The organism is Nocardioides sp. Kera G14 (assembly GCF_020715565.1).
Taxonomy (GTDB): Bacteria; Actinomycetota; Actinomycetes; order Propionibacteriales; family Nocardioidaceae; genus Nocardioides.
Genome location: NZ_CP085839.1, coordinates 1,162,451 through 1,183,636 on the forward strand (window position 1 = coordinate 1,162,451; position 21,186 = coordinate 1,183,636).

Here is a 21,186-nt window from a genome sequence, read left to right on the forward strand (position 1 = left end):
TGCGAGCTCCGGGTTCCTGCCATGCGAGCTCCGGGTTCCCGCCCCGCGAGCTCCGTGAAATGCACCAACGGCCCACCCATGGGGTGAGCCGTTGGAAGGACCAGAAGCCGGATCTCGCAGGGCGAGAACCCGGATCTCGCGTCAGAGCGAGGCGGCCTTCTTGAAGATGCTGGACTTGCGGTTGGCAGCCTGGTTGGCGTGGATGACGCCCTTCGAGGCAGCCTTGTCGAGCTTCTTGCCGGCCTCGCGGGCGGCGGTCAGGGCGACGTCCTTGTCGCCGGCCTCGGCGGCCTCGCGGAAGCGGCGGACGGCCGACTTGAGCTCGCTCTTGACGGACTTGTTGCGCTCCTGGGCCTTGAGGGCCTGCTTGTTGCGCTTGATCTGCGACTTGATGTTAGCCATGAGTCTCTTTCAGTCTGGGGTGCGGTGACAGTCAGGTTTTCGGTGCGATCCGCCTGGCCCCTCGGGGAAATCAGAGGGGAGAGGCCCAACTGCGAACACGCAAGCGTCAAGATTAGTCGCGTCGACGCGTGTAAAGCCAATTCCAGCAGACCTCGCCCTGCCACCGGGTGACCTCGCGCAGCCAGGGCGAGTTCGACACCGGCGGCTGCGCCGCTGAGTAGAGGTAGTACCCGGTCATGAGCGCGAGGACGATGTCGATCGCCTCCGGGTCCACCGACGACAGCAGGGGGTGGGCGGCGATGTGCGCCTCGACGTCGAGGCCGTCACCGCGCGGGCCGATCAGCAGCAGCAGGGAATCCACCCACGCGGCGCCGCGGACGGGCCAGTTCCAGTCGCAGAGCACCATCGAGCCGTCCGGCCGCACGATCAGGTTGTCATCCCGTACGTCGGCATGGACGAGTGTGTCGCCCTCGGTCACCTCGGCGAAGCGCGCGGCGAGCCCTTCGAGCTCGACCGCGAAGTCGTAGTCCGCGTCGTCGACCGCGACCTTCTCCCACAACGCCGGCCAGTCCTTGAACGCCTCGGCGAAGGTCTCGATCCCGAGACCGGGCGCAGGGGTGAGCTGCTCGGCGATGCGGATCATGAGATCAGACGCCGCGGCCAGGTCGTCGGGGGACCACGGTCGCGCGGGCTGACGGCCGTCGACGTACTCGAAACCGAGCACGATCCACTCGTCACCTGCGCCCCCGCCGAGCGTCCACCTGAGGCGGGGCGCGGGGAGCCCCGGAGGAAGGGTGCGGGCCTTGCGCGCCTCCTCCTTGTAGGAGGCGGCGGCGTAGCGCTGGGCCTTCATCGACGCGGCTTTGATGAAGTGGCGCGTGCCGTCGGCGCAGAGCAGCACCGAGGCCAGGCCGGGGGTGAAGCCGGCGTCCTTGGAGAAGGAGTCGACGACCGTCGTGCCGAGCCTCTGCTCGACCTGGCGGCGTACGTGTGGCGGCAGGTGGACCCAGCCGAGCCGCATCGCGGTCTCGCCGTGGGGGAGGGTGGTCGGGTGAACCTTGGCGGATCGGGTCACCCGACCATCCTCCCAGCGATGTGAGCCGTGCGCTCAGCGACGGGCGGGATCGAGCGTCTTGGTGAAGAGCGCCTTGCCGTCGACGTCCTTGAGCGTGACCGTCAGTTGCTGGGACCGCGCGTCGATGTCGACCTGCCCGAAGAACTGGTAACCCTCCAGTGGTGATGCCGAGGCCCGCGGCGGCGCCGCGACGAAGACCGCCTCAGGGCCGAAGGTCGCGTCCAGTGCGTTCGGCCCGAAGGCACCGGCGTTGAGCGGCCCGGAGACGAACTCCCAGAACTCGTCGAAGTCCTGGTAGGTCGCACGATCGGGTGAGTAGTGGTGCGCCGCCGTGTAGTGGACGTCCGCGGTGAGCCACACGTGGTTCCTGATGCCGGCGCGCTTGAGCTCGGTGAGGAGCTTGCCGAGGGCGATCTCGCGTCCGAGCGGGGCACCGCCGTCGCCCTGGGAGATGCTCTCCTGGTGGGTGCCGTCGGGCACGACCAGCCCGAGCGGCAGGTCGTTGGCGATGACCTTCCAGGTGGCTGTGGACCTCTTGATCTCCCGGAGGAACCACTCGGTCTGCTCGCGCCCGAGGATGCCACCGTCGTCGACGGTCTCGACGTCGGTCGTGTTCGGGTCCTTGTAGGTCCGCATGTCGAGGATGAAGAGGTCCATCAGCGGGCCGTAGGAGAGCTTGCGGTAGACCCGGCCGAGGCTGTCCGGTGAGGCGTCGCCGACGGGGATGTACTCGTGGAAGGCGCGGCGGGCGCGGGCGGCGAGGGGGTCGACCGCGGTGCCGTCGGCGAAGCCGGCCCGGCCCACGAGGATCTCGCCGGGGTACCAGTTGTTGAGCACCTCGTGGTCGTCCCACTGGGCGACGATCGCGGTCTCGGAGAGGAAGGCGCGCCAGTTGTCGGCGAGCAGGTTGTACTTGAACTGGCCGCGGTACTGGTCGAGCGTCTGCGCGACCTGGCTCTTCTCCTCGGTCACGAGGTTGCGCCAGATCCGGCCGTCGGGGAGCGTCACGCTCTCCACGACAGGGCCGTCGGAGTAGCAGTTGTCACCGGAGCTGAGGAAGAAGTCCGCGTCGGCCGCGCGCATGGCGTCGGCGATGCGGTAGCCGCCGAGGTCCGGGTTGACGCCGTACCCCTGGCCGGCGATGTCGCCGGACCAGATGAAGCGGATGTCCTTGCGGCCCGTGGCGCCGGTGCGGAAGCGGCCGGTGAGCGGCTCGCTGACGGCACCGTGGCCGTGTTCGGGGACGGCCGTGATCCGGTAGAAGAGGTCGGTGCCGGACGGCAGGCCGGGTACGCGGATCTGGCCGGTGAAGTCCGAGTTGGCGCGGACGACCGGTCCGAGGACCGTGCGGGCGTGGCGGAAGGAGTCGTCGCGAGAGATCTCCGCGACCAAGCGGGCAGGGCCGTCGGCGCGGGACCAGAGCGTGGCGGCACCGTGTACGGCGTCGCCGGCCTGGATGCCGTGGGTGAGGACGGGACGGCCCGAGCGGATCAGGCCCGGAGCGAGTCGTGAGGGAGAGGCGAGGGCGGGCGCGGAGCCGAATGCGAGGGAGGTACCGACAGCGGCCGTGCTCCCGAGCAACGTGCGGCGGTTGAGGGTTGTCATGCGCCTCACCCTGCTGTGGACCGGACAACACTCGGTGAGCGACAGCCGAACGACTCGGCAACGACATGGGGTGCTTGCGTGCGAGGATCGCGGGCATGCGCGGTGGGAGGTGGCTGGCGGTCGCGATGCTTGTCGTGCTTGCCGGCTGCGGCGCTCGTACGCCGACCGCCACTGCTCCGCCGAGCACGACTCCCTCGGCGAGCACAGCGACGCCGACTCCGTCGGGAAGCGCCCCGAGCGCGACGCCCGCACCCTCGATCACCGTGCCGTCCCTCCCGACCCTGACCGACGAGGGTCTCGTCGAGGGTGCCGACATCAGTTGGCCGCAGTGTCCGAAGGGGACGGGCATCCCACAGCGCCGGACGATGGGTTCGCCGATGCCTCGGTCGAGCGCGACGTTCGTGCTCATCGGCCTCACCAACGGACCGGGTTTCACGCCCAACCCGTGCCTGGCCCAGCAGGTCGCGTGGGCGAAGGAGCGGCACCTGCTCGCCGCCGCCTATTCGGTGATCAGTTGGCCGAGCGCCGCGCAGTTGGCGCAGTACGGCAGTCCCTTCAAGGCCGGCTATGCGCAGGCGCAGTTCAACATCGCCACCATGAAGGCCGCCGGGCTCGACTCACCTGCGGTCTGGCTCGATGTCGAGCCCGTGCCGGACTTCGGCTGGCCCGTCGACGTACAGAAGAATGCGGAGGTGGTGCAGGGCGCCGCCAAGGCGTATGCCGACGCCACCTTCCAGGTCGGGGTGTACTCGACGACGGCGATGTGGCGGAACATCGTCGGCGACCTGCGGCTGGGCGTCCGGGAGTGGCGGGCGGCGGGGCACACCTCGCGTGCGGAGGCGCTGGCCCGATGCGGACCGGAGCGCTCGATCCAGGGCGGGACGCCCGTGCTGACGCAGTGGGTCGAGGACGGTCGGGACGTCGACGTCACATGCCCGGGGGAGTCGGCGTACCTCCCGTTGTGGTTCCACCAGTTTTAGAAAGCAGAGTCTGACTGGGAGGATTGGCGAATCATGACTGCCCCTCTGCCCGGCCGGACCGATCCCGCGATCATCCGCAACTTCTGCATCATCGCGCACATCGACCACGGCAAGTCCACGCTCGCTGACCGCATGCTCGGCATCACGGGCGTGCTCGGGGAACGCGACGCCAAGGCGCAGTACCTCGACCGGATGGACATCGAGCGCGAGCGCGGCATCACGATCAAGAGCCAGGCCGTGCGGATGCCGTGGACCGTCACGCCCGAGGCGGCGACGGAGGTCGGCGTCGAGGCCGGCACCTACATCCTCAACATGATCGACACCCCCGGACACGTCGACTTCACCTACGAGGTGTCCCGGTCCCTGCAGGCCTGCGAGGCCGCGATCCTCCTCGTCGACGCGGCCCAGGGCATCGAGGCGCAGACCCTCGCCAACCTCTACCTGGCCATGGGCGCGGACCTCCGGATCATCCCGGTGCTCAACAAGATCGACCTGCCGTCGGCGAACGTCGAGAAGTACGCGCTCGAGCTCGCCAACCTCGTCGGCTGTGAGCCGGAGGACGTGCTGCTCACGTCGGCCAAGACCGGTCTGGGCGTCGAGGCGCTGCTCAACCAGATCGTCGCGCAGGTGCCGGCTCCGGTCGGCGTCGCGGACGCTCCTGCCCGCGCCCTGATCTTCGACTCGGTCTACGACACCTACCGCGGCGTCGTCACCTACGTCCGTGTCGTCGACGGCAAGCTCACCCACCGCGACAAGATCAAGATGATGTCCAACGGCGTCGTCCACGAGATGCTCGAGATCGGCGTGATCAGCCCCGAGCCGATGAAGTGCGACTCGCTCGGCGTCGGCGAGACCGGCTACCTCATCACTGGCGTGAAGGACGTCCGCCAGTCCCGCGTCGGTGACACGGTCACGACGAACAGCCACCCCGCCACGGAGGCGCTCGGCGGCTACGAGCACCCCAACCCGATGGTGTACGCCGGCCTCTACCCGATCGACGGCGACGACTATCCAACGCTGCGTGAGTCGCTGGAGAAGCTCCAGCTCAACGACGCCGCGCTGACGTTCGAGCCGGAGACCTCGGGTGCTCTGGGCTTCGGGTTCCGCATCGGCTTCCTCGGCCTGCTGCACATGGAGATCACTCGCGAGCGGCTCGAGCGCGAGTTCAACCTCGACCTGATCTCCACCGCGCCCAACGTGGTCTACAACGTCGTCCTCGAGGACGGTCGCGAGATCGAGGTGACGAACCCGTCCGAGTATCCGGACGGCAAGATCGCCGAGGTCCGTGAGCCGATCGTGAAGGCGACGATCCTGTCGCCGTCGGACTACATCGGCACCATCATGGAGCTCTGCCAGCAGAAGCGCGGCACGCTGCTCGGCATGGACTACCTCTCCGAGGACCGTGTCGAGATGCGCTACATCCTGCCGATGGGCGAGATCGCGTTCGACTTCTTCGACCAGCTCAAGTCCAAGACCAAGGGCTACGCCTCACTGAACTACGAGTTCGACGGCGAGCAGGCCGCGGACCTGGTGAAGGTCGACATCCTGCTCCAGGGCGAGCCGGTCGACGCCTTCTCGGCGATCGTGCACCGCGACGCCGCCTACTCGTACGGCGTCATGCTGGCCGGCAAGCTCAAGGACCTCATCCCGCGTCAGCAGTTCGAGGTCCCGATCCAGGCCGCCATCGGCGCCCGCGTGATCGCCCGCGAGACCATCCGCGCGATCCGCAAGGACGTGCTCGCCAAGTGCTACGGCGGTGACATCACCCGTAAGCGCAAGCTGCTCGAGAAGCAGAAGGAGGGCAAGAAGCGGATGAAGATGGTCGGCCGCGTCGAGGTCCCCCAGGAGGCGTTCGTCGCCGCCCTCTCCACCACCCAGCCCGCCGAGAAGGGCGACAAGAAGAAGTAGCGTCGTCCCCGGGTTGCGAATTGCCGGGCGGTCAACGTCCCCGCTGGGGCAGGATCTGGCTATGGGCGAGCGGGTCGTGCGTGAGGAGGACGGGAGCCTTACGCACCTGGGACACGACGGTCAGTCCGAAGTGTCTTGGGGCTCCCTTTCTGCGTGGGCTGAGGCGTGGATCTGCGAGGCATCATCCGGCGAGCATGGTCCGGCAAGCGAGTTCTTCATGGATGCGCTCCTCGGGAGCGTGTCATGGCTTCTCGATGCAGTGACCGAGCTGGTCGGAGGCCTCGGCAGAGGAGCTCGTTGAGCGGGTCAGACACGCGACGGCCGGCGACAGCTGGGTGATCGACGGGAACTACCAGGGCAAGATCGGCAGGCTCGCGTGGGAACGTGCCGACGCGGTGGTCTGGCTGGACCTCCCGCGCTGGCAGGTGATGCGGCAGGTCGTGACCCGGACGCTCATCCGAGCGCTCGACCGCCGTGCGCTGTGGAACGGCAATCGTGAGAGTTGGGCCGGCTTCGCCCTGTGGCGAAGGGACGAGTCGGTGATCTGGTGGGCGTGGACGTCGTACCCGAGGGTGAAGCGGATGTACGAGACGGCCTTGGCGGACGCGAGCTTGACGCACCTCAAGTGGCACCGGCTGAGAGACCGAAAAGACCTCGAAAACTTTCTGGAAAAGTGGCTCTGACCTGCGGAACACCTTGTGCTTCGAACACCTGTTCGATAGGATGGAGACATGCCGCTCGCCCTCTCGGAACTCACCGCAGCCGACGTGCTGTCGCGCGCCGAATGGGCCGTCCAGGACCGACGCTCCGTGGCCGTGGAGGAGTTCGACCTCGCCCTGCGCTGGGCCGACCTGCACTCCATCGAGCCCGAGATCTCGGTACCGGGCGGGGACCGCATGATCACACTCGGTGGCGATGGGACGCCCCCGGTGCGGGACCTGTGCCTGGAGGAGCTCGCCGTCGCGCGGGGTGAGCATGTCTTCGCCACCCGGTCGCTGCTCGCTGACGTGTTGGACCTGCGGCACCGGCTCCCCGGACTCTGGCTGGCGACCAAACTCCTCCAGGTTGAACCTTGGGTGGCCCGGAAGATCGCGTCGATGAGCCGCAAACTCGGGGTCATCTCGGTCGCGTACCTCGACGTCGTGCTCGCCCAGGCCGTCGACCTCCCCAACGGGAAGCTGCTGCAGCTCGCCGAAGCCGAGATCATCAAAGCCGACCAAGCACTCCGCGTGGCAGAGCTCGAGGCCGCGAAGCAGACGAAGGGTGTCTGGCTCGCACGTCGTGACGACGAGGCCGGTGCCGGGCTGCGGGAGATCTTCGCCCGCCTCGAGGCCGCTGATGCGATCTGGTTCGACGCCACCTGCCAACGCGTCGCCGACATCCTCAAAGCCGACCCCGACCTCCGGAAGCAGCATCACCCCGAACTCGGCGAGAACCCGTCGATGGACGAACTCCGCGCCGCAGCCTTCGGGTGGCTCGCGCGCCCGTATGACCTGGCCGAGCTCCTCGGACTCCTCGACGAGCACGAGCAAGACACCGACGACGCAGACGAGGCTGAGGCCACGAAGCCTGCCCGCCGACACAAGGCTGTCCTCTTCCTCCACCTCCACCAGGCCGCGTTGGAAGGGGCAGGCGGTGTCGCCCGCAGCAGCGACCTCGGACCACTGCTCCTCCAGCAGGTCGCCCAGCTCCTCGGCCACTCCGACGTGATCGTGAAACCGGTCATCGACCTCAACACCGGCACCCACATCAGCGCCTACGAACACCCCGCCACGGTGAAGGAGCGGACCATGCTCCGCACCACCGGCCCCGTCTTCCCCCACAACAGCGGGAGCGAGGCCAGCCGGGTCGACCACGACCACGCCACCCCGTATGTCCCGCCTGATGCGGGTGGACCGCCCGGGCAGACCGGGGACCATAACGACGCCCCGTTGAGTCGACATTCACACCGAGCCAAAACCCACCTCAACTATCAAGTGGAACAGCTCGGCCCTGATGCCTACCTCTGGACCACACCCCACGGCCTGATCCGCCTGGTCAACAACCGAGGCACCCACAAGATCACCGAAGAACACCTCGACCTCATCCGCCGCATCTACGGCGCCTGAGCCGTACTCCATCCTGCGGAGCGACTGGTCCTGACCGCCCACTAGTCTCGCGTCATGGAGGACTTCGACGTACTCGTCATCGGGGGCGGCATCGCAGGAATCTCGATCGGCTATGAGCTCAGCCAAGCGGGCCAGCGGGTCCTTCTCCTCGAGGCCGAAGCGACGTTGGCGTACCACACGACGGGCCGCTCGGCGGCGACCTGGCTGTCGACGTACGGCAACGGGCCGGTGCGTGCGCTGACGGCGGCGAGCCACGACTACTTCACGGCGCCGCCGGCCGACCTCCACCCCGACGGCGCCCCGCTGGGCAAGCCGTTGAGTCTCATCCACATCGCACCCGACGGTCTCGGCGATGTGCTCAAGACGTTCCATGACGAGGTCGTCGGCCTCACCCCGGACGCCAGGATCATCACCGCCGAGGAGGCGCACGCGATGGTCCCCGTCCTGCGCACCGCATGGGTCGAGGCGGCCCTGCTGGAGCCCTACGCACTCGAGGTCGACGTCGCCGGACTGCACCAGGGCTACAAGCGTGGCCTCAAGGCCCATGGCGGTGAGATCCGCACGCTCGCCAAGGTCGACGGCGCCGAGCGCACGGCCGACGGCCGGTGGAAGGTCAGCGCGAGCGTCGGTCAGGAGTTCACGACGACGTACGTCGTCAATGCCGCCGGCGCCTGGGCGGATCAGGTCGCCGAGCTCTTCGGCGCGAAGCCGGTCGGCATCGAGCCGCGGCTTCGTTCCGTCTTCATGGTCAGCGCGCCGGACGTCGACCCGCACCTCCCGATGGTGATGTCGATCGACGCCGAGAACCCCTTCTACTTCAAGGCCGACGCCGGCCAGTACCTCTGCAGCCCTGCCGACACCACGCCGATGAAGCCCCACGACGCCAAGCACGACGAGCTCGAGATCGCCCGCGCGATCGAGGCGATCAACGAGGCCACGACGATCGGCATCAAGGGCATCCGCACCCCGTGGGCCGGGCTGCGCACCTTCGCCCCCGACGGCTCTCCCGTCATCGGGCCGGACCCCGTGGCCGAGAACTTCTACTGGTACGCCGGCCAGGGCGGCTTCGGCATCCAGATGGGTCCGGCGGCGGCTCGCCTGGGTGCCGCGCTGCTGCTCGGCCACGACGTGCCCGAGGACATCGCCGCAACCGGCTTCGACGTCGCCTCGGTGCTTCCGGCACGCCTCGCCTGAGTCCACCGTGCTCGAGCGGTTCCTCGACGAGTGGGAGCTCACCCCCGACGGTGACCCCGTTCAGGGTGACGCCGGGCTGACCATCCCCGTCCGGACCGCCCAGCGACAGCGGGCGCTGCTCAAGATCGCGACGCCGGACCCCGAGACCGAGCACGAGGCGCTCGCCCTCCAGCACTGGCACGGGCGCGGCGCCGTACGCCTGATCCGAGCCAACCCCCGCCAGCACGTTCTCCTGCTGGAGCGCCTCACGTCGACCGACCTCAGCGACCACTGGGACGTGCAGGCCTGCGAGATCGTCGGCGGCCTCTACCGACAGCTCCACATCGAGGCACCGCCCCAGCTCCGCCTCCTCTCCTCGTACGTCGCCACGCTGGCCGACCGCTTCCAGGGACTGGAGCGCGGGGTGCCCCTACCGCCCCGGCTGATCGACCAGGCCCGCTCGCTCGCGCGCGGTTTCGGCAGGGACGCGGACACCGACGGTCGGCTCGTCCACGGCGACCTGCACTATGGCACCGTGCTGGCCGTCGCAGCAGGTGAAGGCGAGGACGAGTGGAAGGCCGTCGATCCGAAGCCGCTCAGCGGCGATCCGCACTACGAGGTCGCGCCGCTCCTCCTCAACCGGTTCGACGAGCTGGCCGGCCGGGTACGCGAGGGCACGAGGGACCGCTTCTTCGCCGCGATCGACGCCGCCGGGCTGGACGAGCAGCGCGCCAAGGACTGGGTCGTCGTCCGGATGATGGACCTGGGAATCGCCCACCCGGAGTGGGCCACCCGCTGTGTCGCCATCGCCAAGGCCGTGCAGGACTGAGCCGAGCCGACTAGGGTTCCCGCCGTGAGTGACACCAGCCACACCAGCGACACCAGCTTCCTCGACACGATGCCGGCCAACGTGGCCATCCAGTTCCTCGACCGGGTGGCGGCGGACCCGGACGGGGAGGCCTTCCTCTTCCCGCACCCCGGTGGTCACGACGGTGACCACGAGGGGCAGCACGAGCACGGCGAGCACTGGCACTCCGTCACCTGGCGTGAGGTCGGTGACCACGTGGAGAAGCTGGCCGCGGGCCTGGTGAGCCTCGGCATCAACCTCGAGGACCGCGTCGGCATCGCAGCCTCGACCCGCTACGAGTGGATCCTCGCCGACCTGGCGGTGATGTGCGCCGGTGGTGCCACCACGACCGTCTACCCGAGCAGCAAGGACGACGACGTCGCCTGGATCCTCGGCGACTCCGAGTGCCGCGTCGTCTTCGCCGAGGACGACGAGCAGATCGGCAAGATCGAGAAGCACGCCGCCGAGCTGGGCTCCCTGATCAAGATCGTCACGTTCGACGGCACCGCGGACGGCAACCGGGTGATCAGCCTCGACCACCTCGAGACGCTGGGCGAGGAGTACCTCGCCACCCGCGAGCACCTCATCGCGGATATCGCCAAGCAGATCCAGCCCGACCAGCTCGCCACCCTCGTCTACACCTCGGGCACGACCGGTCGCTCCAAGGGCGTCCGACTGCTGCACCGCAGCTGGGTCTACGAGGGTGCGGCCATCCAGGCGCAGGACATCCTCAGCACCAACGACCTGCAGTTCCTCTGGCTCCCGATGTCCCACGTCTTCGGCAAGGTGCTGCTCTCCACACAGCTGGCGATCGGCTTCCCGACGGCGATCGACGGCCGCGTCGACAGGATCATCGACAACCTCGCCCTCATCCGCCCGACGTTCATGGGCGCCGCGCCGCGCATCTTCGAGAAGGCCTACGCCCGCATCGTCACCATGGTCGAGTCCGAGGGCGGCGTGAAGAAGAAGCTCTTCGACCGTGCCTTCGCCGTCGGCCGCAAGTACGACGCGCTCATCGCCGCCGAGAAGTCGATCCCGCTCACGCTCCAGGTCCAGCACGCGCTCCTCGACATCCTCGTCCTGCGCAAGGTGCGCGAGCGCTTCGGTGGCCGGATCCGCTTCATGATCTCCGGCTCCGCCGCACTCAACCCCGAGATCGCCTCGTGGTTCCACGCCGCCGGCCTGATGATCCTCGAGGGCTACGGCATGACCGAGAACGCCGCCGGCGCCGCGGTCAACCGCCCCGAGGACAACCGGATCGGCACTGTCGGCCCGGCCATCCCCGGCAGCGAGATCCGGATCGGCGAGCACGACGAGGTCCAGATCAAGGGCCCGCACGTGATGGCCGGCTACCACAACAACGAGGCCGCGACGGCCGACACCTTCACTGCCGACGGCTGGCTCCGCACCGGCGACAAGGGCTCCCTCGACGCCGACGGCTACCTGACGATCACTGGCCGGCTCAAGGAGATCTTCAAGACCTCCGGCGGCAAGTACATCGCCCCCAACCAGATCGAGGCGAAGTTCAAGGCGCTCTGCCCCTACGCCAGTCAGTTCGTCGTCTTCGGTGCCGAGCGGAACTTCGCCGTCGCCCTGGTGACGCTCGATCCCGATGCCATCGAGGGCTGGGCCGCGGAGAAGGGCCTCGCCGGGGCGTCGTACGCCGACATCGTCTCCTCTGCGGCGGCGCGCGAGATGGTCGGTGGCTATGTGGCGCAGCTCAACGAGCAGCTCAACCGCTGGGAGACGATCAAGAAGTGGGAGATCCTCGACCACGACCTGTCGATCGAGTCCGGTGAGCTCACCCCGTCGCTGAAGGTGAAGCGCGCCGTCGTCGAGCGGAACAACGATGCGACGATCGCCGGCTTCTACAGCTAGAGGATCCGGAACCCGACCGAGTAGATGTAGCGGTGGTCCGTCGCGCGGGTGTGGGCGCGGCGGTAGCCGAAGAGCTTGAGGTCGCGGGTCGCGAAGGCCTGGTCGATGCTCGTGTTGCGGGCGCGGCGACAGGCGTGGGCACCCGGGTGTGCCGCACTCGTCATGGCGTGGCGGCGGTTGGTGTAGCTGCAGACCACCGACCGACCGGCGTTGAAGTCGCCCGCGACCAGGACCGGGATGCCGGCATGCTGGAGACGGGCGACGGCGGCGAGGATGCGCCGGTTGTTGATCCGGCTGCGCCGGGCGCTGTTGTGCGGGTTGTGCACCGGGATCACCGCGACCCGGTAGCCGTCGTGGTCGGCCAGGGTGAGGATCGGTGTGTTCTTGTGTCGGCTGTGGGTGCCGTACGTCGGGATCCGGGACCGGTCGACGACCGTCCAGGCGCTCGTGCGGTAGATCACCGTGTTGCGCACGCCGCCGGTTCCGACCATCTCCCACTGCCCCTGGGTGGCGGTTCGGAAGGACTGCGGCTGCCGGCCCTCGATCTCGACCAGCACGCCGAGGTCAGCGTGGGAGCGGTCGATCCTCCTCACCATCTTCTGCATCCGCCTGCGGGCGTTGGCATATCCGGTGAGCGACTCGCGCTGGGCGTTGGCGAAGAAGAGCCGGTGGTCATCCGACGGTGGATGCGCGTCGGCATGGGCGGCGGGAGCGGCGGTGACGATGCTGCCAGCGACGAGGGCGACCAGGCAGGCGAAGGTCCTGAGGCGGAGCACGCGGACAAGATAGCGGGAGGGTCCATGGATTGATTTGTTCGAACAAATGTTCGAACATGGGTCTGTGGCCACCCTGACCCAGCTCGAGCAGCTCGACCAGTTGCGTGAGCGGATGCGACGACTCGAGCGTGCCGCGCCGCAGCGCCGGGCGCTGGAGACGCTGCCGGTGCTGCGCGATCTCGTGCAGCTCCAGGCCGGAGGAGTCTACGAGGTCGATCCGGGGGCAGGGGGAGCCAGCCTCACCTGGGGACTGCTCGCCGGTCCGACCGCCGCCGGGGAGTGGGGAGCCGTCGTCGGCGTACCCGACTTCGGGGCGGAGGCCGCTGCGGCACTCGGCGTCCGGTTGGAGCGGGTGATCTGCGTGCCCGAGCCCGGCGAGGCCTGGCTCGAGGCCGTCGCCGCGCTGGTGGATGTCGCCTCCCTCATCGTGGTCCGGCCGCCTACCGGTCGCGCGGGCCGGGTCTCCGAGGCCGTGGCCGGCAAGCTCGCCGCTCGTCTCCGCACCCGGGAGGCCGCATTGATCTCGCTCGGCCCCTGGCCACGCGCCGAGGTGCGCCTGACCGCCTCCGCGCCGCGCTGGGGTGGTGCCGGGCAGGGCGACGGGCACCTGCGCGCGCGGCTGCTGAGCGTCGAGGCGCGCCGCGGGACGGCACCCGCCCGCCGGGTCGACCTCTGGTTCCCGGCCGCCGACCTGACGCTGGTCGCCCAGGCTCCGCGGGAGGAGGTGGCCGGTCGTGCGCACCTTGGTGTTGTGGCTTCCTGACTGGCCGGTCGCAGCCGGCCTGCGCGCCGGCGGCCTGCCCGGGCACATCCCCGCCGCCGTCTTCCACGCCAACCGGGTGGTCGCCTGCAACGGCGGCGCCCGTGACCATGGCGTACGTCGCGGCATGCGGCGTCGCGACGCGCAGTCGCGCTGCCCCGACCTGCAGCTCCTCGACGCCACCCCCGACCGGGACGCGGTGGCCTTCGAGGAGGTGCTCGGTGTGCTCGAGGAGCTCCGTCCCGGGGTGGCGCCGCTGCGGCCCGGTCTGGTGGCGCTGCGCTCGCCCGGACGGTTCTACGGCGGCGACGAGGAGGCCTGCGCGGTGCTCCTCGAGGCTGTCGTCGGGCTGGGAGTGCGCGACGTGCGGCTCGGTGTCGCCGACGACCTCTTCACCGCCGAGCAGGCCGCCCGCGTCGCCGGCGTGCAGGAGGCGCGGATCATTCCCGAGGGCGGCACCGCCGACTTCCTCCGGCCGCTTCCGGTCGACGTCATCGACACTGTGTCCTACGGTGCCGGGGGCGGCAGTGAGACGGTCAGCCTGCTGCAGCGGCTCGGGCTGATGACCCTCGGCGACCTCGCCGGCGTGCCGGCCGCCGGCGTACTCGCGCGCTTCGGGCAGCAGGCCGCGTGGATCCACCGTGTCCTCACCGGCGGCGGTGAGAGCGCCGGCCTGCCGATGCGGTCGGTGCCCCCGGAGCTCTCCGTCGAGGTCGGCTTCGAGCCTCCGTTGAGCGATGCGGAGGCGATCTGCTTCTCCAGTCGACGTACCTGCGAGGAGTTCGTCACCCGGCTCGCCCACCACCAGCTCGTCTGCACCGACGTCCGGATCGAGGTCGAGGCCGAATCGTCGGGGAGCTCGTACGGCGGCGAGCTGGCCTCCACGCGTCGCTGGCTGCATCCGCGCTGGTTCGGGGCGACCGACCTCGTCGACCGGCTGCACTGGCAGCTCGTCGGCTCCCTGCGCGCCGGCTCGATCGGGTCGCCGGTGACCCGGGTGCGACTCGTGCCTGAAGCGGTCGTCAGCGACGCAGTGCATGCCGACGGGCTCTGGGGCGGCACCGACGCCCGGGTCGAGCGTGGCGTCGCCCGGGTGCAGGGGCTGCTCGGTCCCGAGGCCGTCGTCGCGCCCGTGCTGCAGGGCGGCCGCACCCCGGCCGAGCGTCAGGCGATGGTGCCGTGGGGCACCCGTCCGACCGGCCTGCGGCCGCGGGAGCTGCCGTGGCCCGGCTCGATCCCCGCGCCGTACCCCTCGCGGGTGCTGCCCGAGCCGGTGCCGGCCGGCGTGATGGACTCCGGCGGCCGTCCGGTGGTGATCGGCTCGCGCGGCTCGGTCAGCTCCGATCCGTCCCGCTTCCGGCCCCATGCCGGCGAGGGCTGGCTCCCGGTCACCGCCTGGGCCGGCCCGTGGCCGGTCGACGACTGCTGGTGGGAGCCGGGCTCGCGCAAGGTCGCACGCTTCCAGCTCGTCTCCGCCGACGGTCGGGCATGGCTGGTCACCTGCGACGGCGACCGCTGGGTGACGGAAGCGGCCTATGACTGACAGGGCTGACTGATGGGCTGGGAGAATCCCGAGATCCCGTGGCGTGAGCTGGAGAAGCGGCTCTCGGCCAAGCCGGTGGACCCCTCCGACGTGCCGATGTCGCGACGCCGCCGCACGATCGCACCGACGGTCGTGCCGCCGGAGGGGCCGGTCGTGCCCTATGCGGAGCTGCATGCCCACTCGCACTTCAGCTTCCTCGACGGCGCGTCCTCGCCGAGCGACCTGGTGGCCGAGGCGATCCGGCTCGGGCTGCACGGGCTGGCGCTCACCGACCACGACGGGTTCTACGGTGCACCGGCGCTGGCGGAGACGATGAAGCTGCTCGGCCTCGACAACACCACCCTGCGGACCGTGTACGGCGCCGAGCTCTCCCTCGGGCTGAGCGGCCCGCAGAACGGCGTGGCCGACCCGAAGGGCCGGCACCTGCTGGTGCTGGCACGAGGGGTCGAGGGCTACCACCGGCTGGCCGGTGCGATCACCGAGGCACAGCTCCGGGGCGACGAGAAGGGCCGGCCGGTCTACGACTGGGACGAGCTGGTCGACCGCGCGCGAGACAACGGACGGGACCACTGGCTCGTGCTGACCGGGTGTCGCAAGGGTTTCCGTGCCCGCGATGACATCGCGACTCTCATCGACGCGTTCGGCGAGGACAACGTCGTCGTCGAGCTGACCGACCACCAGATGCCCACCGACTCCCGCACCAACGATGGGCTCTGGGCCCTGGCCCACGAGCTGCGACTGCCCGCGGTCGCGACCGGCAACGTGCACTACGCCACCCCGCAGGCCAACCACCTCGCCGACGCGATGGCCGCGGTGCGGGCACGCCGGGCGCTGCCCGAGATGGCCGGCTGGCTCGCCCCGCACGGCGCCGCCCACCTGCGCAGCGGTGAGGAGATGCTGCGACGCTTCGCCCGCTATCCCGGTACCGTCGCCCGCTCGGTCGAGCTCGCCGACGAGTGTGCCTTCGACCTGCGCCGGGCCAAGCCGGAGCTGCCCAGCCGGCAGATCCCGGAGGGCCACACGGCGGCGACCTGGTTGCGGCACCTCACCGAGGAGGGCTTCGAGCTGCGCTACGCCCAGGCCTACCGTCACGACCCCGACTTCGTGGCGCGCGCCCGAGCACGCGTCGAGCACGAGCTCGACGTGGTGATCGGCAAGAACTTCCCGGGCTACTTCGTGATCGTCCACGACATCGTCGCCTTCGCCCGGTCGGAGGGGATCCTCTGCCAGGGCAGGGGGTCGGCTGCCGCGAGCGCGATCTGCTTCGCCCTCGGCATCACCGCGATCGACCCGGTCTTCTACGGACTGCCCTTCGAGCGGTTCATCTCCGCGCACCGCGAGGAGGAGCCCGACATCGACGTCGACTTCGACTCCAACCGGCGTGAGGAGGTCATCCAGTGGGTCTATGAGACCTACGGCCGGCGCAACGCCGCGCAGGTCGCCAATATCGTCGGTTACCGGCCGAAGATGGCGATCCGTGACGCCGCCAAGGCGTTGGGGCACAGCCCCGGCCAGCAGGACGCCTGGTCGAAGCAGGTCTCGAGCTGGCGCTCGGTCGAGGCACCTCCTGAGGCCGAGGTCCCTGACGCCGTACTCGCGCTGGCGAAGGAGTTCCTCGGAGCACCTCGCCATCTCGGGATCCACTCGGGCGGGATGATCCTCACCGAGCGCCCGATCGGCGAGGTGGTGCCGATCGAGCGGGCGCGGATGGAGAAGCGCACCGTCCTGCAGTGGGACAAGGACGGCTGCGAGTTCATGGGGCTGGTGAAGTTCGACCTGCTCGGGCTCGGCATGCTCTCCGCGCTCGACCACCTGATGCAGATCGTGCGCACACATCTGGGGGAGAGCTGGGAGCTGGCGACGATCCCCAAGGAGGAGCCGGCGGTCTACGACATGCTCTGCCGGGCCGACTCGATCGGTGTCTTCCAGGTCGAGAGCCGTGCCCAGATCGGCACGCTGCCCCGGCTCCAGCCGCGCTGCTTCTACGACCTCGCGATCGAGATCGCCCTGATCCGGCCCGGCCCGATCCAGGGTGGCGCAGTCCATCCCTACGTACGTCGTGCCACCGGCCGTGAGGAGGTGGAGTACGCCCATCCGCTGCTGGAGCCGGTGCTGTCACGGACGCGAGGGGTCCCCCTCTTCCAGGAGCAGCTGATGGAGATGGGCCGTGTCCTGGGTGACTTCAGCGCCGACGATGCCGACCTGCTGCGCCGGGCGATGGGCTCCAAGCGGGGCGTCGAGCGGATCGAGTCGCTCAAGGAGCGGCTCTTCGACGGGATGATCGACAAGGGGATGACCGAGGCGGCCGCGACGGCGGTCTACTTCCAGATCCTGTCGTTCGCGAACTTCGGCTTCGCCGAGTCGCACGCGCTCTCCTTCGCCAAGCTGGTCTATGCCTCCTCGTGGTTCAAGCTGCACTACCCCGGGGCGTTCCTCGCCGGCCTGTTGCGCGCCCAGCCGATGGGTTTCTACTCGCCGCAGTCCCTCACCCAGGACGCCGTCCGCCACGGCGTGGAGGTACGCCGACCTGACCTGCTGTCGTCAGGGGCGACGGCCGACCTCGAGCCGCTGTCCGACGCCGCTGGTCCCACCGGCTTCGACGTCTGCCTCCACGACGTGAGGGGGACAACCCCATGGATCCCGGGAACCCCGGATCCGACACCGCACCATCGTCGGGACGGCCGGTTCGCCGTACGCCTGGGCCTGGAGGAGGTGCGGGGGATCAGCCGGGAGACGGCGGAGCGGATCGTGGCGGCACGTGAGGAGGCGCCCTTCCGGGACATGCCCGACCTCGCCCGACGGGCCCGGCTCGACACCGGGCAGCTCGAGGCGCTGGCGACCGCCGGGGCGCTGGGACAGATGGGGGAGGGGCTGAGCCGGCGCGAGGCGCTGTGGGCGGCGGGCTGGACCGAGTCACCCGACCAGCTGCCCGGGACGGCCCCGGTGGTCGCAGCCCCCGAACTGCCGGCGATGGAGCCGGCCGAGGAGACACTCGCCGACCTCTGGGCCACGGGCATCACGCCCGACGGGCATCCGTTCGCCCACCTGCGCGCCCAACTGTCGGGCTCCGGCGCGGTCTCGGTGGCCGGCCTGCGCGACATCGAGGGCGGCACCCGGGTCACCGTCGGTGGCATGGTCACGCACCGGCAGCGACCCTCGACCGCCGGCGGCGTCACGTTCCTCAACCTCGAGGACGAGACCGGCATGCTCAACGTGGTCTGCTCCCAGGGCGTGTGGGCGAAGTTCCGCCGCGTCGCCACCTCCAGTTCGACGATGCTGATCCGCGGCATCGTCGAGAAGCAGGACGGCGTGCTCAACCTCGTCGCCGACCGGCTCTCACCCTTCGTCGAGCTCCGGGGTCACCGCAGCCGCGACTTCCGCTGAGTCGCCCGGAACCGTGGCCTTGACCACGACCTGCTGCACCCGCGGCTCGAGCGTGGGAGCGATCTTGATCTCCAACTCGTAACGCCCGTTGGCCGCCGGGATGCTCCACGCGATGTGGCCCAGCCCGTCGGCGCGCGGCGTCAGCTCCTCCACCGCGAGCCGCATCAGCCCGACTTCCTCTCGCAGCTTCGCCAGCTGGACCTGGCGCTCCTCCTCCGGCACGTCCATCGCGACATTGGCGGTGAAGACGGTGTGGTCATTGAACGGTGCGTGGTCCGCGATCGTGGCGGCCACACGACGGGTGACCTCCTCGACCAGCTGCTGCGTCGTAGGGACCGGCAGCGCGCGGGGCCGGTCGGCGGCCAGCACCAAGGCCCGCAGCGCCTCGGTCGCCGCGGCGACCGGAGCCGCATAGGTGCCGTTGGCCAGCGCGATGACACCCAGTCCCGTCTCGGGATGCCAGCGCATGTGTGACCCGTAGCCCGGATAGCCGCCGCTGTGCTGGGCCACATGGCCGTGGTCGGCGTGATGCTCCGCGATGAGCCCGAAGCCGTAGCCGTAGGCCGCAGCAGCCTTGCCCTCCTTGGCCTCGACATCGATGAAGCGATGCGCCTGTTGCATATCGCGCCGGCTCGCCGGGCTCAGCGGGTGCGGAGCGCTCGGATTGCGGAAGGCGTCAGTGAAACCGCCGACCCAGCGCGCAAGGTCGGTGGCGCTGCTGTGCAGGCCGCCCATCGCCGAGAAGGTCCCCGGCGAGGTCGAAGGCTCAGCCACCCAACCACTGCTGCGTGGTTGGAAGCCGACCGCCAGTTCAGAGCCGACCAGGCTGACGTCGTACGTCGTCGCGGGCATGCCGAGCGGGGTGACGAGCTCGTCGAGGACGAACGCGCGGAAACCGCCATCGGCTCCGAGCACGCGGTCGATCACCCGGCCCATGACCGCGTAACCGAGGTTCGCGTACTCGAACGCCTCGCCCGGCCGGGCGCCGGTGAGGAAGCCCCCCGCGAGGAAGGCGTCGAGCTCCTCGGGCGTCTGCGACTCGTTGCGGTCGCCCCACGGGTCGTCGGTGAGGAGGCCGGCGCTCATCGTGAGCAGGTGGCGGATCGTCACGGGCGCGGAGTCGGCCGAGTGCATCGGTTGGAACTCCGGCACATAGCTGGCGACCGGTGCGTCCAGGGCGAGCTGGCCGCGCTCGACGAGAAGGAGGACCGCCGAGGCGGTGAAGGACTTCGTCATGGAGGCGATCCGCTGCACGGTCGTAACCGTCGGCGGCCGCTCCTCGTCCAGGGCCGTCGTGCCGAAGGCCCCGGAGTGGATCAGCTCACCGTCGAGTACGACGCCGTAGACGAGGCCGGGCGACCGCCCGCTCAGATGTGCCTTGCGGAACTCGGCATCGACGGACTCGTACGCGCTCTCGTGGCTCACGGGAGGGAGTCTGCCGAAGTCATGTTTCGGTCTTTTGTCCGGCGTCGGGATTCAATGTCCTTATGCCCAGCGCCCTGCCCGACGGCGAACCCGCGCCCGCGGACGGGTCGCTCCCGGCCTCCGCGCTGGCCGGTCTGGGAACGCGGCCGTTCGGCTTCTACGTGCACGTGCCGTTCTGCACGGTCCGCTGCGGCTACTGCGACTTCAACACCTACACGGCCCTCGAGCTCGGTCCCTCCGTCGTCGCCGGTGGCCATCCCGGTGCCAGCAGGCAGACGTACGCCGAGGCCGCGATCGCCGAGGTGCGGCAGGCCCGCCGCGTGCTCGGCTCCGCGGCGCCTGAGGTCGAGACGATCTTCTTCGGCGGGGGCACTCCGACCCTGCTCCCAGCCGAAGACCTGGTGGCCGTGGTCGCGGCGATCCGTGAGGAGTTCGGCCTGGCCGACGACGCCGAGGTGACGACTGAGGCCAACCCCGACTCGGTGACGCCGGAAGCCCTTGCTGTCCTGGCCGACGGCGGTTTCAACCGGATCTCCTTCGGCATGCAGAGCGCAGTGCTGCACGTCCTCGCCACGCTCGACCGGACGCACAACCCGGCCAACGTGCCGCTCGCCGTCGCCGCCGCACGGGAGGCCGGCATCGCGCAGGTGTCCGTGGACCTCATCTACGGCACGCCGGGGGAGTCGCGGGCCGACTGGTCGACGACCCTCGAGGCCGCCCTCGCCTGCGAGCCGGATCATGTGTCGGCGTACAGCCTCATCGTGGAGGAGGGGACCGCCCTGGCCCGACGCGTCCGTCGAGGCGAGCTGCCGATGCCCGATGACGACGACTTCGCCGACAAGTACGTGATGGCCGACGAGGCGATGCGGGCTGCCGGGCTCGAGTGGTACGAGGTGTCGAACTGGTCGACCGATGTCGCGACGCAGTGTCGGCACAACGTCCTCTACTGGACCGGCGCCGACTGGTGGGGCGTCGGCCCCGGTGCGCATTCGCACATCGGCGGCACCCGTTGGTGGAACGTCAAGCACCCCGTCGCCTACGCCGACCGCATCGCCGCCGGGCTCTCACCCGCAGCCGCTCGCGAGGTGCTCACGCCTGAGGACCAACAGGTGGAGCGGATCCTCCTCGAGCTGCGCCTCGCCACCGGCCTCCCGGTCTCGGCCCTGCCCGATCAGGCCCTCGTCGCCGGCCCGGTCGCCGCCGGCCTGACGTACGTCGACGACACCCCCGACGGCACGCGGCTCAAGCTCACCGATCCCGGCCGCCTCCTCGCCGACGGCGTCGTCCGCGACCTCCTGCCCTGATCAGGGCCCCGACTCGGG

At 69.8% G+C, this 21,186-nt stretch carries 16 protein-coding genes; 11 read left to right on the forward strand and 5 right to left on the reverse strand.

The annotated features are described in order from the left end of the window. Nucleotides 1–141 precede the first annotated feature (141 nt). The 3 genes from rpsT to LH076_RS05810 form a co-directional block, all read right to left on the reverse strand. Nucleotides 142–402: a 30S ribosomal protein S20 gene (gene rpsT / locus LH076_RS05800; RefSeq protein WP_227783046.1), complete on the reverse strand. Its 261-nt coding sequence runs from the start codon at nt 400–402 to the stop codon at nt 142–144. Nucleotides 403–514: 112 nt separating this feature from the next. Then, nucleotides 515–1,477 carry a phosphotransferase family protein gene (locus LH076_RS05805; RefSeq protein WP_227783047.1) on the reverse strand — a complete coding sequence of 321 codons (963 nt, stop codon included), beginning with the start codon at nt 1,475–1,477 and terminating at the stop codon, nt 515–517. 33 nt (nt 1,478–1,510) lie between these two features. Beyond that, nucleotides 1,511–3,082, reverse strand: a complete 1,572-nt coding sequence (locus tag LH076_RS05810; RefSeq protein WP_227783048.1) for an alkaline phosphatase D family protein — start codon at nt 3,080–3,082, stop codon at nt 1,511–1,513. Between the two features lie 95 nt (nt 3,083–3,177). Between LH076_RS05810 and LH076_RS05815 the strand changes: the two genes are divergently transcribed. The 7 genes from LH076_RS05815 (at nt 3,178) to LH076_RS05845 (ending at nt 11,976) form a co-directional block, all read left to right on the forward strand. After that, on the forward strand, nt 3,178–4,062 hold the full coding sequence (locus tag LH076_RS05815; RefSeq protein WP_227783049.1) for a hypothetical protein: 885 nt from the start codon (nt 3,178–3,180) through the stop codon (nt 4,060–4,062). Between the two features lie 33 nt (nt 4,063–4,095). After that, a complete protein-coding gene (gene lepA, locus LH076_RS05820; RefSeq protein WP_227783050.1) occupies nt 4,096–5,970 on the forward strand; it encodes a translation elongation factor 4 in 1,875 nt (624 codons plus the stop codon). A 335-nt stretch (nt 5,971–6,305) separates the two neighbouring features. Further along, nucleotides 6,306–6,653: a hypothetical protein gene (locus LH076_RS05825; protein WP_227783051.1), complete on the forward strand. Its 348-nt coding sequence runs from the start codon at nt 6,306–6,308 to the stop codon at nt 6,651–6,653. A gap of 48 nt (nt 6,654–6,701) precedes the next feature. After that, nucleotides 6,702–8,078, forward strand: coding sequence for a hypothetical protein (locus LH076_RS05830; RefSeq protein ID WP_227783052.1), 1,377 nt, complete (start codon nt 6,702–6,704; stop codon nt 8,076–8,078). A gap of 54 nt (nt 8,079–8,132) precedes the next feature. After that, nucleotides 8,133–9,272 (forward strand): NAD(P)/FAD-dependent oxidoreductase, encoded by a 1,140-nt coding sequence (locus LH076_RS05835; protein WP_227783053.1) that lies wholly within the window; start codon nt 8,133–8,135, stop codon nt 9,270–9,272. 7 nt (nt 9,273–9,279) lie between these two features. Beyond that, complete coding sequence (locus LH076_RS05840; RefSeq protein WP_227783054.1) at nt 9,280–10,080, forward strand: aminoglycoside phosphotransferase family protein; 801 nt, start codon at nt 9,280–9,282, stop codon at nt 10,078–10,080. Between the two features lie 24 nt (nt 10,081–10,104). Continuing rightward, entirely contained in the window at nt 10,105–11,976 is a 1,872-nt protein-coding gene (locus LH076_RS05845) for an AMP-dependent synthetase/ligase (RefSeq protein ID WP_227783055.1), read from the forward strand. Here LH076_RS05845 and LH076_RS05850 read toward each other — a convergent pair. Next, entirely contained in the window at nt 11,973–12,752 is a 780-nt protein-coding gene (locus LH076_RS05850; RefSeq protein WP_227783056.1) for an endonuclease/exonuclease/phosphatase family protein, read from the reverse strand. The genes LH076_RS05845 and LH076_RS05850 overlap by 4 nt on opposite strands. A gap of 64 nt (nt 12,753–12,816) precedes the next feature. Here LH076_RS05850 and LH076_RS05855 point away from each other — a divergent pair, with 64 nt between their 5' ends. From LH076_RS05855 to LH076_RS05865, 3 genes are read left to right on the forward strand one after another with little or no spacing between them, the layout of a single operon-like run. Next, nucleotides 12,817–13,515 carry a hypothetical protein gene (locus LH076_RS05855; protein ID WP_227783057.1) on the forward strand — a complete coding sequence of 233 codons (699 nt, stop codon included), beginning with the start codon at nt 12,817–12,819 and terminating at the stop codon, nt 13,513–13,515. Beyond that, entirely contained in the window at nt 13,487–15,055 is a 1,569-nt protein-coding gene (locus LH076_RS05860) for a DNA polymerase Y family protein (protein ID WP_227783058.1), read from the forward strand. The genes LH076_RS05855 and LH076_RS05860 overlap by 29 nt, the downstream gene beginning before the upstream one ends. Before the next feature lie 12 nt (nt 15,056–15,067). Next, nucleotides 15,068–18,439, forward strand: a complete 3,372-nt coding sequence (locus tag LH076_RS05865; RefSeq protein WP_227783059.1) for an error-prone DNA polymerase — start codon at nt 15,068–15,070, stop codon at nt 18,437–18,439. Here LH076_RS05865 and LH076_RS05870 read toward each other — a convergent pair. Beyond that, nucleotides 18,392–19,864, reverse strand: a complete 1,473-nt coding sequence (locus LH076_RS05870) for a serine hydrolase domain-containing protein (protein ID WP_227783060.1) — start codon at nt 19,862–19,864, stop codon at nt 18,392–18,394. The genes LH076_RS05865 and LH076_RS05870 overlap by 48 nt on opposite strands. A 62-nt stretch (nt 19,865–19,926) precedes the next feature. Here LH076_RS05870 and hemW point away from each other — a divergent pair, with 62 nt between their 5' ends. Continuing rightward, nucleotides 19,927–21,168: a radical SAM family heme chaperone HemW gene (gene hemW, locus LH076_RS05875; protein WP_227783061.1), complete on the forward strand. Its 1,242-nt coding sequence runs from the start codon at nt 19,927–19,929 to the stop codon at nt 21,166–21,168. The last annotated feature ends 18 nt before the right edge of the window (nt 21,169–21,186 follow it).